Genomic DNA, 11,716 nt, shown 5'->3' on the forward strand with positions numbered 1-11,716 from the left:
GACCCGGGCGCCGCGCTGGATGCGCCGGTGCCGCCTCCGCGCGCGCCGCTCAGCGGTGCGGCGGCTGGCGGCTCACCAGGCGGGCCGCCGCCAGGTCCCAGCCGCCCCAGCCGCAGTTCTTGAAAAACACCGGGCCGCGCACGGGGCGGGGCGACGCGAGCCAGTCGGCCAGGCTGGGCACTGCAGAGACGTCGATGCCCGCCTGCAGCAGGTCGCCGGCTTCGTGGTCGGCGTCGCGCGTGTCCACCACCAGCGTGCCGCGCGCGGCGATGTCGCGGCACACCTCGGGCGCCCATTCCACCATCTGCGGTGTGTAGGCCCCCACGGCGCTCACAAACGCATCGTCGCGCGGCGCACCGCGCAGCACCACCTGGCGGGCCGGCGTGGTGCTTACCACGAGGGGGCAGTCGGCCAGGGCAGCATCGGCATCGTCCACGCGCCGCGCGTCCAGGCCCAGGGTGCGGGCGTGGGCCACGAGCGCGTCGGCGCTGGCCGCGTGGCGCGAGGCGATGCGCACCTCGCGCACCCCCAGGCCGCTGGCAAAGGCTTCCAGGTGCGCGCGGCCCTGCACACCCGCGCCGACGATGAGCAGCGGGCCGTCGCGCCGGGGCGCGAGCAGGCGCGCGCCCAGCAGCGAGACGGCGGCGGTGCGGCGCGCGGTCACGGTGGGGCCGTCGAGCAGGGCCGTGCGCTGGCCGGTGGCGACGTCGAACACCACGATGTCGCCCTGGATGCTGGGCAGACCCCGCGCGCCGTTGTCCGGTATCAGGGTGATGAGCTTGGTGATGGCCACGCGCGCGTCGACAGCGGGCATCGCGAAGAGGGTGCCGCCACCGGGCAGGGCCTGCACGATGCGCGCGGGCACCACCACCGTGGGGTCGCGCAGGAGCGCCTCGATCTCGTCGGCCAGCTCGGGGTAGGGCAGCGCGGCGGCGGTGGCGCTGGGGCTCATTTCATGCGGTAGCGGTAGACCCCGTCGGCGCCGGTTTCGCGCACGGCCTCGCCGCGCGCGAGCAGGTGGTTGAGGTGGGCCACGCCTTCGCCGGTGGCCATGCCCAGCAGCTCGCCGTTGCTGTCAATGGCGCGCGCGAACAGCGCGCCGAACACGTCCACCGTGCGCTTGGGCGATTCGCCCAGGCTGCGGCGCAGGCGCTGCAGACCGCGCTCATGGCCTTGGGCCAGCCGGTCCAGCCGCGCGTGCAGGCCGCGAAAGGGCTCGCCGTGCGCGGGCAGCACCAGCAGGTGATCGCCCAGCGAGCTGCGCAGGCGCTCGATGCTGGCGATCCAGTCGCCCAGCGGGTCGGCGTCGGGCTCGGTGGGGAACACGCTCACGTTGGACGAGATGCGGGGCAGCACCTGGTCGCCCGAGACGAGCACGCCGAGTTCGTCGCTGACCAGGCAGGCGTGTTCGGGCGAGTGGCCGCGGCCGATGATGACGCGCCAGTCGTGCGCGCCGATGCGCAGGGTTTCGCCGTCGCTCAGGCGGCGGAAGCTGTCGGGCAGCGTGTGCATGTACTTGCTGTAGCCGCCGAAGCGGGTGCGGTAGATGTCCAGCGCTTCTTCGTTCCAGCCCATCTGGCGGTAGAAGTCGATGGCGTCCTGCGGTGCTTCGCGCCCGGTGTCGGCCACCAGCGTGCGGCAGGTGAGGTACTCGAGCCGCGTCATCCACAGCCGGCACTGGAACTTGCGCGTGAGCCAGCCCGCCATGCCGACATGGTCGGGGTGCATGTGGGTGCAGAAGACGCGGGTGATGCGCGCGCCCTGGGGCGTGGCGGCCAGCGGCCCCTCGGGTGCGGTCAGCTGCCGCCAGGCGGCCAGTGCCTCGGGCGTCTTGGTGCCGGTGTCGATGACGGCCCAGCCGGTGCCGTGTTCGTCCTCGTCGGCCACGGCCCAGAGGTTGATGTGGTTGAGCGCGAACGGCAGGGGCATGCGCAGCCACAGCACCCCGGGCGCGACCTCGCGCACCTGGCCGGGCGCGGGCGGCTCGCCACACGGGTATTGCAGGGCGTAGGGGGTGTCGGGGGCGGTGGCCGGATCGTCCGGGCGGCCGTCGGAGGTAGGGGCTTCGGGCATCGGGGCATTATTTCAGAAGGCCCCCTGGCGCGCTGTCACCCCGGGGTTCACACCTCGCGCGCGCCGGCCCACCAGCCGCTCATGAGGCTGGCGGGCTTGGTGCAGGCGCACACGCGCGCGCTGCACTCCCAGGCCTCCACCTGCACGTTGAGGCCGGCGAACACGCCATAGCCGGCGCCGGCGCGGATGACCTCGTGGGCGCTGAGGCTCTCGCCCGCGCGGATCGCGCCTTCGGCCACGATGGAGCGCCCGGCCTTGATGCCCCAGCCCGCTTCCAGGTGCATGGCGGACTCGATGGTGCCGCCGGCCTGGATGCCATCGCCTGCGCGGATGCTGTCGCGCGCCGAGAGCCGGCCGCCCACCACCAGGCTCTTGCCGCATTCGATCGGGCCCTGGGTGATGAGGTCCTGGCCGACGTGGGCGTTGCCGGCCACGTGCAGCGGTCCGCCGCACCACAGGTCCCAGGCCGCGCGGATGTCGCCGCCGCAGCGCAGCTGCTCGCGCGCGTCGATGCCCCAGGCGGCCCGGATGTGACCGGCGGCCTCCAGCGAGCCGTCGCTGCGCACGCTGCCGCCCGCCCTGATGTCGTCGCCCGAGACCAGCGACTGGCCGACCACGATGCTGCCGCCAGCCTGGATGCCGCGCCCGGTGCGGATCAGGGTATCCACCTCGATGTTGCCGCGCACCTGCAGCGAGCCGGCGAAGACCACGGCCTCGGCGGCCACGGCGTCCACTTCCAGCACGGCGTTGGTCGGTCCGAACTGCGAGAGCAGCCAGCAGGCGTCGCTCACGCGGCCAGCCTCGACCAGGGCATCGAGCAGGTCCTGGTAGTTGCTGCCGTTTTCATGGTGCCGCAGGAACCAGCGAAAGCCATCGGCGCAGGGCTGTTTGGTCTTGATGAACTGTTTGGTGAGGTCCATGGCCGGTCTCATCCCTGGCTCGCCATCATGGGCACGGGTTCGGCCAGGCCGTCGATGGGCACCACCAGCACATCGCTCTCGGCCCATTTGGCCAGCCGCTGGGCCACGCTGCCGGTGAGAAAGCGCGCCAGGGCCGATGCGCGCCGCTTGCCGACCACCACCAGCTCGGCGCGGGTGGCCTGCTGCTGCACGGCGGTCTGGTACGCGGGGTCGCCGTTGCCCACGTCGAAGGCCATGGCGCTGCCGGCCATGCCCAGCGTGCGGGTGAGCTGCACCAGCCGGTCCTTGGCCTGCTGGCGCGAGTCGAGGCGATTTGCGCGGATGGCCTCGAAAGAGACGTCTGCCGAGCGCAGCTTGGATTCCTCGATCGTGTCGATGGCGTGGAACAGCTTGAGTGCCGAGGGGCTGGCGAGCTGGCGCGCGAAGGCGATCAGGTCGCGCGAGCGCGGCGTGAGGTCCACGGCCACCAGCACCTGCTCGTAGGTGCGCGCGGCCGCCTGCTTGACCACCAGCACCGGGCAGGGGCTGTCGTGCACGAACTGGTCGAGCGTCGTGCCGCGGTAGAAGGTTTTCCAGCTGCGCTGCCACAGGGGGCCCATCACCAGCAGGCTGGCGTTGCCACATTCCTGCACCACGTCGTCCAGCGTCACCGGGTTGCGTTCCAGGGCCACCGCCCGGATGCCATGGCGCCGGGTGAGTTGCCGCGCGCGTTGCGACAGGCGCGCGATCGGGTCGGAGAAGAAGCGGTGGGGTTCTTCCGCGAAATGGATGAGGCGCAAGGGCGCGTTGTGTTGGCCGGCGAGGAGCGCGGCCCGATCCAGTGCGTGCTCGGACTGTGTCGTGAAGTCGGTGAGGGCGAGAATGGAATCGAAGGTCATGGGACATCCTGGACGTGCGGGGGCCTAGCCCATGGCGCGGGGCCGATGGGCGCGTGACGGAGCGGGGCGCGGCAGCGCGCGGAAGGACTACGTGGTGTAGTCGCCGCTGGCCTCGGGCTGGAACAGCAGCTCGACGACCTCGGCCTCGCAGGCGTCGCCGTTGGGCGTGCGCCAGCGCGCGGTGGCCCCCACGCGCTGGCCGAGCAGGCTGGCGCCCACGGGCGAGAGCACCGAGATGAAGCCCAGGTGGGGCTCGGCATCGGCGGGGTAGCACAGCGTGAGCTTCTGGCGCTTGCCCGTGGCGACGTCTTCGAGGATGACTTGCGAGTACATCGTGACGACATTGGCCGGCACCTCGCGCGAGGGCACGAGGTCCAGCGAGTCCAGCGTCTCGGCCAGCTCGGGCGGCATCTTGCCTCCGCGCAGGTTGTTCAGGCGCGTGAAGTCGAGTTCGGTGAGCAGGCGTTCACCGGTCAGGGTCTTGTGCATGGAGCACTCCATCTGGTGCGGCCATGCTGCGGATGTGCAGCGGCCACGATCGCGCTGGGCTGGGGCCCGGCGATAGATGGTTGCGCAAAAGGGAGGAGGGGGTATCGCCGGGCTTAGGAATGTGCGGCCGGCTGGCGCAGTCCCGCCGTGCCCATCAGCTTGCGACCGGCCACGGCCGAACCTGCCATCAGGGGCAGGCGCGCGTGGCGGTTGAAAGTGAGGGTGGACCGGGATGCCATGGGGGGTATTGTAGGCGCGGTGCCCATTCTGGCAAGGCTTGTGCGGTTGTTCGTCAGCGGCGCGGGTCCTTGCGCGGGGCGGTGGGCGAGGAGGGTGGTGCTTTCTGTGTCGGGGATTCGCCGCCCGCGCCAGGCACGTAGCCGGCGCGCTGGCCCGCGTCCAGGCCGGGTGTGGCGCGCATGTCCGTGTCCACCTGACCGTCCTTCAGATCCTGGTGCGCCTGTTGCATTTCGGGGTCCGGCGCTTGGGCCGTGCTGTCGGTGGATTGGTCGCGTTCGTGCGGCAACTCCAGGTGGTCGTCGGCTTCGCGCCCGGGCGTGGACCCAGGTGCGCGCGGTGTGCGGCTCACCGGGTTCGAGGGATCGCGCTGGGGCGCGCCGGAGGGCCGGGGTGGTGCGGCTGCGGGGGGCTGGCTCATCGGGAGGCTCCTGGGGCGTGGGGGTGTCCACCCTGCAGCCTCGGCAAGCCATGTGCCTGCCAAAGGATGGGCCGTGTGGCGCGCAGGCACCCGACTTGCCCCGATTCACAGGCGCAGGAGGTCTTGCGCGCCATCAGGAGATCACCATGAAAACGCTGCTTTCTTCCCGTGTGGTGCTGGGTGCCGCGGTCGCGACCACCTCGCTGGTGCTGCTTGCCGGCTGCGACCGTCGGCCCACCGACGTGCCACCACCCACGACGAGCGAGATGGAACGCGACCGCGATCGCACCAGCAATCCGCCGATGCCCCCCAGCTCGCCAGCCATGCCGGCGCCCGGGGCGAACCCGAGCCCGCCGGCGAGCTCGCCGGCCACGCCCGCGCCCGGCGGCACGACGCAGTAAGGCGCTTGGCCGCGCGCCCCGGGGCGCGATGTGGCCGGCTCAGTGGCGCCGGGGCTGTTTGGGTGCGGGTGGCGCCTTGCCGCCGGCCTTGCGCGCTTCCGACAGGCCGATGGCCACGGCCTGCTGGCGGCTGCGCACCGGGTCGCCAGAACTGCTTTCGAGTTCGCCTTTCTTGAACTCGTGCATCACCTTCTTCATCTTGCGCTCGGTGATGGCCTCGGGCTTGATGCGGGTGGACGTGCTGGTCATGAGAGGTCTCCTCAAAGGGTGAAGGTGCGAATGCCGGGCGAACGGCGTACCCGGTGCCACCCGGTGGAAAAGTCGGGGAAAAGCCGGGGGAAAGCCGGGGGAAAGCCGGGGGAAAGCCGGTGAACCGGCCCTTCTTGCCGCAAAACAGGCACACGCCTTGCCCAGGAGGGACTTCCATCTACAGATCCACCGACAGGAGTCCCCGATGACCAAGGTTCACGCTCACGTGCCCGACGTACCCAAGCCCACGCCGCCGGTGCCGCCCCCACCGCCACCGGGGCAGCCGGTCGTGCCGCCGGAGACGCCCACCCAGTTGCCACCGGACATCCGCGAGCCCGAGGTGCCCGATGAGCAGACCCCCCCAGCGGGCGACCCGCCCCGGCAGCCGACGCCCATCGTGTCCCTGCACTGACCTGGCCGAACTTCAACCGGCGCGCGCGCCCGCCTGGAGACCGGTGAAACGGTGGCATCATGGGCGCCGTTTCGATGCACGAGACAGCCCGTGGGTGGGCGCAGACCAAGGAACCGCAAGAGATGACCCATGTCCTGATCGTGGACGACGATGTTGATGCTTCCGCGATGCTTGGCGAGTTGATCGCCATGCAAGGCCTGACCGTGGCCACCGCGAACACGCTGCGCGATGCGCGAAAACAGCTGGCCTTGCAAGCCCCCGATCTGGTGCTGCTGGATCTTCGCCTGCCCGATGGCAGCGGCATGGATTTGTTTGCCGACCCCGAATTGCTGGCGAATTCGGAGGTGGTGCTGCTCACGGGGCACGCGAGCCTGGAGACTTCCATCCTCGCGCTGCGACTGGGTGCGGTGGACTACATCGTCAAGCCCATCACGCCCAAGCAGTTGCAGGGTGTGCTCTCGCGCGTGAGCAAGCCTTCGGTGTTCAAGGCCGAGGTGGCGGGCCTGACCGCCAAAGTGGCGAGCACCGGCCACTTCGGCCAGCTGTGGGGGCGTTCGCCCTCGATGCTGCAGGTGTACGAGCAGATCACGCGCGTGGCGGGCACCGGGGTCTCGGTGTTCATCACGGGCGAGAGCGGCACCGGCAAGGAGGTGGTGGCGCAGACCATCCACGAGCTCAGCCGGCGGCGCAAGATGCCCTTCCTGGGCGTGAACTGCGGCGCCATCTCCCCCAACCTGATCGAGAGCGAGATCTTCGGCCACGAAAAGGGCAGCTTCACTGGCGCAGACCGCCAGCACCAGGGTTTCTTCGAGCGGGCCTCGGGTGGCACGCTGTTCCTCGACGAGATCACCGAGATGCCGCTGGACCTGCAGGTCAAGCTCCTGCGCGTGCTGGAGACCGGGCGCTTCCTGCGGGTGGGCGCGACGCAGAGCCAGGAGACCGATGTGCGCATCATCGCGGCAACCAACCGCCAGCCCATGCAGGCCGTGGCCGATGGGCGCCTGCGCACGGACCTGATGTACCGCCTCAATGTGTTTCCGATCGACATGCCGCCGCTGCGCGAGCGACTGGACGATGTGCCCTTGCTGGCGAACCGTTTTCTGCGGCTCATCGGCGAGCAGGAGGGCAAGGAGAAGACCTTCTCGCCCGACGCGCTGGAGCGGCTCACGGCCTATGCCTGGCCGGGCAACGTGCGCGAATTGCGCAACGCGGTGCAACGCGCCTACGTGATGACCGCTGGCGATTCGATCGGCGCGCAGTGGCTGCCCAGCGCCTCCGAGCTGCCATCGGCGGTGGTGGCGGCGGCCCCGGCGCCGGTGGTCGCGAGCGCACCCGCGGTCGAGGCGGCCAGCCGGCCGGAGGGCTCGGTCGTGCTGCCCCTGGGCATCTCGCTCGCGCAGGCCGAGCAGACGCTGATCCTGGCGACGCTGCAACACTACGGCCGCCAGAAGGAGCGCACCGCCGCGGCGCTGGGCATCAGCCTGAAGACGCTGTACAACCGCCTCAAGCAGTACGCGGCCGAAGAGCCGGGTGACGAGCCCCGCCCTTAGCCGGCCAGGCAAGGCACGCCGCTTGCCGCGCGGGGGCAGGTGACCCCCTGGTCACCGCCGTCACAGGAGTGCCCCATGTCCCTCATCACCGTCGCAGGCGAAAAGAAGCCCTGTGCGCTGGAACTGGCCGATGCCAGCGCGCCCGTGCACGCGCAGGACCCGCAAGACCCCCGCCCCTGCGCGCTGCTGTGCGCGCAGGCGGATGGCGCCCCTGCGGCGCCCGCATCCCCTCTTGCGCCCGCGCCAGGGCCCAGCGCACCGCCCGAAGACGAAAGCGCCGACCCGGTGGGCGACGGCCACACCGACGCGGAGTGGGCCGCGCAGCACCCTCCGGCCCGCTGAGGCCGCAAAAAAGGGCCCGCAACGGGTGCGGGCCCAAAGGGGAGGATCGGCGTGTCAGTGAGCGGCTGCGGCCTTGTGCTGGTCGCGCAGCGCGCGGATCTGGTCGTGGTTGCGCTGCACGCCTTGCATCTGCGCCTCGACCACGCTGCGGATGTCGGCCGGCAGCTCGTCTTTCAGCGCGGAGCGGTAGCGCGCCAGGGCGGCGTCTTCACCGCGTTCGGTTTCTTCGAGCATGGCCAGGTCGGTGTAGCCGGCCAGGGTGCCCTTGACGGCCACCCAGCCGCGGTGGGCCGCGCCGGTGGCGGTGCCGCTGTCTTCAGGCTTGCCGCCTTGCTGCATCACGATGGTCTGGAGTTCGGCGGCGGCGCGGCGGCAGTCTTCGGCGCGGGTCATGAAGAGCGACTTGATCTGCGGGTCGACGGCGTGATCCGCACTGGCCTTGAAGCCGTACTCACCGTCCTTGCAGGTCTCGATGAGGTTGTTGAGCGTGTTGATGGTGCGTGTGTCTTTCATGGCGTTCCTTTTGAAGTTGTGGACAGGACGCCGAACCGGGGGACTGAAAGTCCCAACCCATCCGACGTTGTTCCTAGGGCACGTGGCGTACCCGCTGCACGGGCGCCGTCACAGAGGGCCCTGCGCAATGGCCGCTTCGATGGCACCCACGAGCACTTCAGGCGGGCAGGGTTTGAGCAGCAGGCGAACGCCCGCAGGCGGGCGGGTGTCGCCGTGGTGGCCGCTGATCAGCACCACGGGCAGCTTCGGCAAGATTTGCCGCAAGTGGTTCGCCAGCGCGATGCCATCCATCTTGCCGGGCATCAGCACATCGCTGACGACCACGTCAAAGCCCGGTGGCGTGTCGATGAGCCGCAGCGCTTCCTGCGCGCCGGCCGCGCACACCACGTCGCAGCCGTAGGAGCGCAGCACGGCGGCGGTGGCTTCGCCCAAGGCCTCGTTGTCCTCGACGAGCAGCAGCCGCGTCCCCGCGATGGCCGCGGCCGAGGCGGGCGTGGCCGCGTGTGCGTCCTGGGGCTCGCCGGTGTGGGCGGGCAGCACCAGGGTGACGGTGGTGCCCTCGCCCGGTGTGCTCTCCAGGCGCGCGCGGCCACCGGCCTGCAGGCAGAAACCGTAGACCTGGCTCAGGCCCAGCCCGGCGACCTCGCGCGGCTCGCGGGTGGAGAAGAAGGGCTCGAAAGCGCGGTGGGCGACGGTGTCGCTCATGCCCTGGCCGTCATCGCGCAGGGTGATTCGCACGTAGCTTCCCTTGGGGAGCCCTTCCAGGTCTTCCGGCTCGGACGGGGCGGCGCTCAACCACAGATGGCCCTGGCCCGGGATGGCCTCGCGCGCGTTGAGCGCCAGGTTGATGAGCGAGAGTTCGAGCTCGCCCGGGTCCAGCCGCACGGCGGGCGTGTGTTCGTCGACCTCGGTGGTCAGCGTGATGCGGCGGTCGAGCAAGGTTCGCAGCAGTTCGGCGGTCTCGGGCAGGAAGGTCTGGAGTTGCAGCACCTGCGGGTGCACGGTCTGGCGGCCGGCAAAGCGCAGCAGGTGCTGGGTCAGGCGCCCGCCGGTGTCCACCGCATTCAAGGTGGCCTCGATCGCGGGCTGCAGGGCCGGGGCCGGGGCCAGGCGGCGCATCAGGTGGGCGCAGTTGCTGACGATGCCCAGCAGGTTGTTGAACTCGTGCGCGATACCCCCGGTGAGTCGCCCCAGGGCTTCCACGCGGTGGTTGTGCGAGGCGCGCTGTTCCAGCTTCGGTGTGTTCCACCGCATCGCTGACCTGGCGCTCCAGCTCGATGCGCGCGTGGCGGATGGCGTGCCCCGCGTCGTGCATGGTCAGGGCGACCTGGTCGCACTCCAGCAGGCCGGTGCGGGTGCGGCGCAGGGGCCGGCCTTCGCGCAGGTCCAGCGCCATCTGCTTGATGGTGTGCAGGGGGGTGACGATGCGCCGCGCCACCCAGGCCGCGGCCACCAGCGAGACCACGATCAGCGCCAGCATGGCCAGGGCCACCTGCTGCACGGCGCGGGGCACCGCGCCTTCGAACTGCGCGCGCGACATGCCGGTGAGGTAGGTCCAGCCCTGGGGCGAGGTGTGGAAGTACAGGGTCACGGGGTCACCGTCGAGCGACACCGAGTGCACGAGGCCTTCGCGTTCGGTGTCCAGGTGGGCCTGGAGATCGGGCGTGGCCGGTCGCCCGCTGTGGATCTCGCCACGGGGGTGGCGCGCGACCACGCGGCCCTGGCTGTCGATGATGGCCGCGAGCCAGCCCGGCGGCAGGTGCTGCTCGTCGATGATGCGCTGGAACTCGTGCGGCAGCACGGTGAGCGACAGGTTGAGCACCGCCTGGCCGTCGCGCAGGACGGGCTGCACCAGCGTGGCGTAGGAAATGCCCAGGCCCGCGTCCTGCCGCAAAGGCAGGATCATCGGGCGGTCCAACATCGGGGGCTGGGGGCCTGTGCGCAAGCGGGTCCCGGCGGCCAGGCGGGTGTTGACCAGCACCTGGTCCGCGTTGCGCAGTTCCAGCCAGCCTTCGAGCCCGGTCAGCGTGCGCCGCGCCTGCTGGTCGAAATCGCGCAGGGCGGCGGGCGAGAGCCGGGGGGCTGTGTCAAGCAGGCTGGAACTGGCCAGCGCGCGCACCACCACGGCCCGCTGGGTGAGCTCGCGGTCGAGCACCATGGACAGGGCACGTGTGGTTTCTTCAAGCACGTGCTCGCTGCTTTCCCGCTCCATGCGGTAGGTCAGGCCCAGCACCCAGGCGGCCGCGCAGAGCGCGGGCAACAGCACGGCGAGCACCAGCGCGATCAGGCGCGTCCGGATCGAGAAACCGCGGGCCGACAGGGCGCCCGGTTCTTGCTTCGAAGGAAGTATGGAAAACATCGGAGGCCTGGCCCAAGGGCGCCGCACTGTCATCGCCCACATTTCCCAGGCGCCCTGAGGTAGGAGGGCAATCCGTGTGCCCGTGTGCGGCCTGCCAGCGGCCGCGCGGGCCTGGCATCCCGCTTGCCCTGAGCAGGCGCTGCATTCGATTTCCGGCGCAGTGTTTCTCCAACCCACCAGGACTCTCACCATGAACCGTTCACTTCACCATTTCAAGGCGTGGCCACTGGCCGCGATCGGCCTGGCCGTTGCGTGCTCGGTGTCCGCGCAGTCAGGAACGACTTCCGCGCCCCTGGACACCACGTTGATGGCCCAGGCCGGCACCACGGGCACGACCGCGCAGCGGCGCGCCTATGCACCCGGCGAGGGCAGCTTCTCCGTGATTCCGTACACCTCGCATGGCTACGTGGGCGTCAACGTCGGCAAACCCGACTACGACCTGGGCTGCGTGGGGGGCTTTGCCTGCTCGGACAGCAGCACCTCCTACCACCTGTACACGGGTGGCATGTTCAACCGCTACTTCGGTGCCGAACTGGGCTACGTGAACCTGGGCGACATGGAGCGCGGCGGTGGCAAGGCCGAGGCGCATGGCATCAACCTGAGCCTGGTGGGCCGCCTGCCGCTGGGCGTGGTGCACCTGTTCGGCAAGGTCGGTACGACGTATGGCCGCAGCGAGGTCTCGGCCAGCCCGCTCTCGGGCATCGCCACCGGCAAAGCCAGCGGTTGGGAAGGCTCGTACGGTGCGGGCATCGGTTTCGACCTCAGCCCGCGTTCCTCCATCGTGCTGGAGTGGAACCGCTACGACGTGCGCTTCGTGGGCATCGGCAAGCGTGAGGTCGATACCACCAGCATCGGCTACATGCACCGGTTCT

General features: G+C 70.5%; 16 protein-coding genes. 6 read left to right on the top strand and 10 right to left on the bottom strand.

Annotated features, from left to right (window positions below; translation table 11 throughout):
* Positions 1-49 precede the first annotated feature (49 nt).
* The 7 genes from KIT86_RS16345 to KIT86_RS16375 all read right to left on the bottom strand — a co-directional run bounded on the left by KIT86_RS16345 (position 50) and on the right by KIT86_RS16375 (position 5,018).
* Positions 50-952 carry a delta(1)-pyrroline-2-carboxylate reductase family protein gene (locus KIT86_RS16345; RefSeq protein ID WP_297400244.1) on the bottom strand — a complete coding sequence of 301 codons (903 nt, stop codon included), beginning with the start codon at positions 950-952 and terminating at the stop codon, positions 50-52.
* On the bottom strand, positions 949-2,073 hold the full coding sequence (locus KIT86_RS16350) for an MBL fold metallo-hydrolase (protein ID WP_297400246.1): 1,125 nt from the start codon (positions 2,071-2,073) through the stop codon (positions 949-951). The genes KIT86_RS16345 and KIT86_RS16350 overlap by 4 nt, the downstream gene beginning before the upstream one ends.
* Positions 2,074-2,120: 47 nt before the next feature.
* Positions 2,121-2,993, bottom strand: coding sequence for a hypothetical protein (locus KIT86_RS16355; protein WP_297400248.1), 873 nt, complete (start codon positions 2,991-2,993; stop codon positions 2,121-2,123).
* Between the two features lie 8 nt (positions 2,994-3,001).
* Positions 3,002-3,871: a universal stress protein gene (locus tag KIT86_RS16360; RefSeq protein WP_297400250.1), complete on the bottom strand. Its 870-nt coding sequence runs from the start codon at positions 3,869-3,871 to the stop codon at positions 3,002-3,004.
* A gap of 87 nt (positions 3,872-3,958) precedes the next feature.
* The gene (locus tag KIT86_RS16365) at positions 3,959-4,360 is read right to left on the bottom strand and encodes a GreA/GreB family elongation factor (RefSeq protein ID WP_297400253.1); all 402 of its coding nucleotides are present in this window, start codon (positions 4,358-4,360) and stop codon (positions 3,959-3,961) included.
* Positions 4,361-4,473: 113 nt separating this feature from the next.
* Positions 4,474-4,599 (bottom strand): hypothetical protein, encoded by a 126-nt coding sequence (locus KIT86_RS16370; protein ID WP_297400255.1) that lies wholly within the window; start codon positions 4,597-4,599, stop codon positions 4,474-4,476.
* A gap of 53 nt (positions 4,600-4,652) precedes the next feature.
* Positions 4,653-5,018 (bottom strand): hypothetical protein, encoded by a 366-nt coding sequence (locus KIT86_RS16375; protein WP_297400257.1) that lies wholly within the window; start codon positions 5,016-5,018, stop codon positions 4,653-4,655.
* A gap of 146 nt (positions 5,019-5,164) precedes the next feature.
* Between KIT86_RS16375 and KIT86_RS16380 the strand changes: the two genes are divergently transcribed.
* A complete protein-coding gene (locus KIT86_RS16380; protein WP_297400259.1) occupies positions 5,165-5,419 on the top strand; it encodes a hypothetical protein in 255 nt (84 codons plus the stop codon).
* Positions 5,420-5,458: 39 nt separating this feature from the next.
* On the opposite strand, the gene KIT86_RS16385 is transcribed toward KIT86_RS16380, so the two are convergent.
* Positions 5,459-5,668: a DUF6496 domain-containing protein gene (locus tag KIT86_RS16385; protein ID WP_297400261.1), complete on the bottom strand. Its 210-nt coding sequence runs from the start codon at positions 5,666-5,668 to the stop codon at positions 5,459-5,461.
* A 205-nt stretch (positions 5,669-5,873) separates the two neighbouring features.
* Here KIT86_RS16385 and KIT86_RS16390 point away from each other — a divergent pair, with 205 nt between their 5' ends.
* The 3 genes from KIT86_RS16390 to KIT86_RS16400 all read left to right on the top strand — a co-directional run bounded on the left by KIT86_RS16390 (position 5,874) and on the right by KIT86_RS16400 (position 7,972).
* On the top strand, positions 5,874-6,080 hold the full coding sequence (locus KIT86_RS16390) for a hypothetical protein (protein WP_297400263.1): 207 nt from the start codon (positions 5,874-5,876) through the stop codon (positions 6,078-6,080).
* A 122-nt stretch (positions 6,081-6,202) separates the two neighbouring features.
* A complete protein-coding gene (locus tag KIT86_RS16395; protein WP_297400265.1) occupies positions 6,203-7,630 on the top strand; it encodes a sigma-54 dependent transcriptional regulator in 1,428 nt (475 codons plus the stop codon).
* Positions 7,631-7,705: 75 nt separating this feature from the next.
* Positions 7,706-7,972: a hypothetical protein gene (locus KIT86_RS16400; RefSeq protein ID WP_297400266.1), complete on the top strand. Its 267-nt coding sequence runs from the start codon at positions 7,706-7,708 to the stop codon at positions 7,970-7,972.
* Positions 7,973-8,026: 54 nt separating this feature from the next.
* On the opposite strand, the gene KIT86_RS16405 is transcribed toward KIT86_RS16400, so the two are convergent.
* Both KIT86_RS16405 and KIT86_RS16410 read right to left on the bottom strand, forming a co-directional pair.
* Entirely contained in the window at positions 8,027-8,485 is a 459-nt protein-coding gene (locus KIT86_RS16405) for a PA2169 family four-helix-bundle protein (RefSeq protein ID WP_297400268.1), read from the bottom strand.
* 108 nt (positions 8,486-8,593) lie between these two features.
* Positions 8,594-9,739, bottom strand: coding sequence for an ATP-binding protein (locus KIT86_RS16410; RefSeq protein WP_297400270.1), 1,146 nt, complete (start codon positions 9,737-9,739; stop codon positions 8,594-8,596).
* Between KIT86_RS16410 and KIT86_RS16415 the strand changes: the two genes are divergently transcribed.
* Together KIT86_RS16415 and KIT86_RS16420 are read left to right on the top strand one after the other, a co-directional pair.
* Complete coding sequence (locus KIT86_RS16415; RefSeq protein WP_297400272.1) at positions 9,726-10,907, top strand: hypothetical protein; 1,182 nt, start codon at positions 9,726-9,728, stop codon at positions 10,905-10,907. The two genes, KIT86_RS16410 and KIT86_RS16415, sit on opposite strands and share 14 nt — an antisense overlap.
* A 127-nt stretch (positions 10,908-11,034) precedes the next feature.
* Positions 11,035-11,716, top strand: a 682-nt coding sequence (locus tag KIT86_RS16420) for an outer membrane beta-barrel protein (protein WP_297400274.1), incomplete at its 3' end; no start/stop codon positions are given.

This window comes from Hydrogenophaga sp., from assembly GCF_026125825.1.
GTDB lineage: Bacteria > Pseudomonadota > Gammaproteobacteria > Burkholderiales > Burkholderiaceae_C > Hydrogenophaga.

What these genes read in the sequence shown, in the direction of transcription:
- KIT86_RS16345 (WP_297400244.1), bottom strand. Translation starts at nt 952, where the DNA reads ATGAGCCCCAGCGCCACCGCCGCCGCGCTGCCCTACCCCGAGCTGGCC.
- KIT86_RS16350 (WP_297400246.1), bottom strand. Translation starts at nt 2,073, where the DNA reads ATGCCCGAAGCCCCTACCTCCGACGGCCGCCCGGACGATCCGGCCACC.
- KIT86_RS16355 (WP_297400248.1), bottom strand. Translation starts at nt 2,993, where the DNA reads ATGGACCTCACCAAACAGTTCATCAAGACCAAACAGCCCTGCGCCGAT.
- KIT86_RS16360 (WP_297400250.1), bottom strand. Translation starts at nt 3,871, where the DNA reads ATGACCTTCGATTCCATTCTCGCCCTCACCGACTTCACGACACAGTCC.
- KIT86_RS16365 (WP_297400253.1), bottom strand. Translation starts at nt 4,360, where the DNA reads ATGCACAAGACCCTGACCGGTGAACGCCTGCTCACCGAACTCGACTTC.
- KIT86_RS16370 (WP_297400255.1), bottom strand. Translation starts at nt 4,599, where the DNA reads ATGGCATCCCGGTCCACCCTCACTTTCAACCGCCACGCGCGCCTGCCC.
- KIT86_RS16375 (WP_297400257.1), bottom strand. Translation starts at nt 5,018, where the DNA reads ATGAGCCAGCCCCCCGCAGCCGCACCACCCCGGCCCTCCGGCGCGCCC.
- KIT86_RS16380 (WP_297400259.1), top strand. Translation starts at nt 5,165, where the DNA reads ATGAAAACGCTGCTTTCTTCCCGTGTGGTGCTGGGTGCCGCGGTCGCG.
- KIT86_RS16385 (WP_297400261.1), bottom strand. Translation starts at nt 5,668, where the DNA reads ATGACCAGCACGTCCACCCGCATCAAGCCCGAGGCCATCACCGAGCGC.
- KIT86_RS16390 (WP_297400263.1), top strand. Translation starts at nt 5,874, where the DNA reads ATGACCAAGGTTCACGCTCACGTGCCCGACGTACCCAAGCCCACGCCG.
- KIT86_RS16395 (WP_297400265.1), top strand. Translation starts at nt 6,203, where the DNA reads ATGACCCATGTCCTGATCGTGGACGACGATGTTGATGCTTCCGCGATG.
- KIT86_RS16400 (WP_297400266.1), top strand. Translation starts at nt 7,706, where the DNA reads ATGTCCCTCATCACCGTCGCAGGCGAAAAGAAGCCCTGTGCGCTGGAA.
- KIT86_RS16405 (WP_297400268.1), bottom strand. Translation starts at nt 8,485, where the DNA reads ATGAAAGACACACGCACCATCAACACGCTCAACAACCTCATCGAGACC.
- KIT86_RS16410 (WP_297400270.1), bottom strand. Translation starts at nt 9,739, where the DNA reads ATGCGGTGGAACACACCGAAGCTGGAACAGCGCGCCTCGCACAACCAC.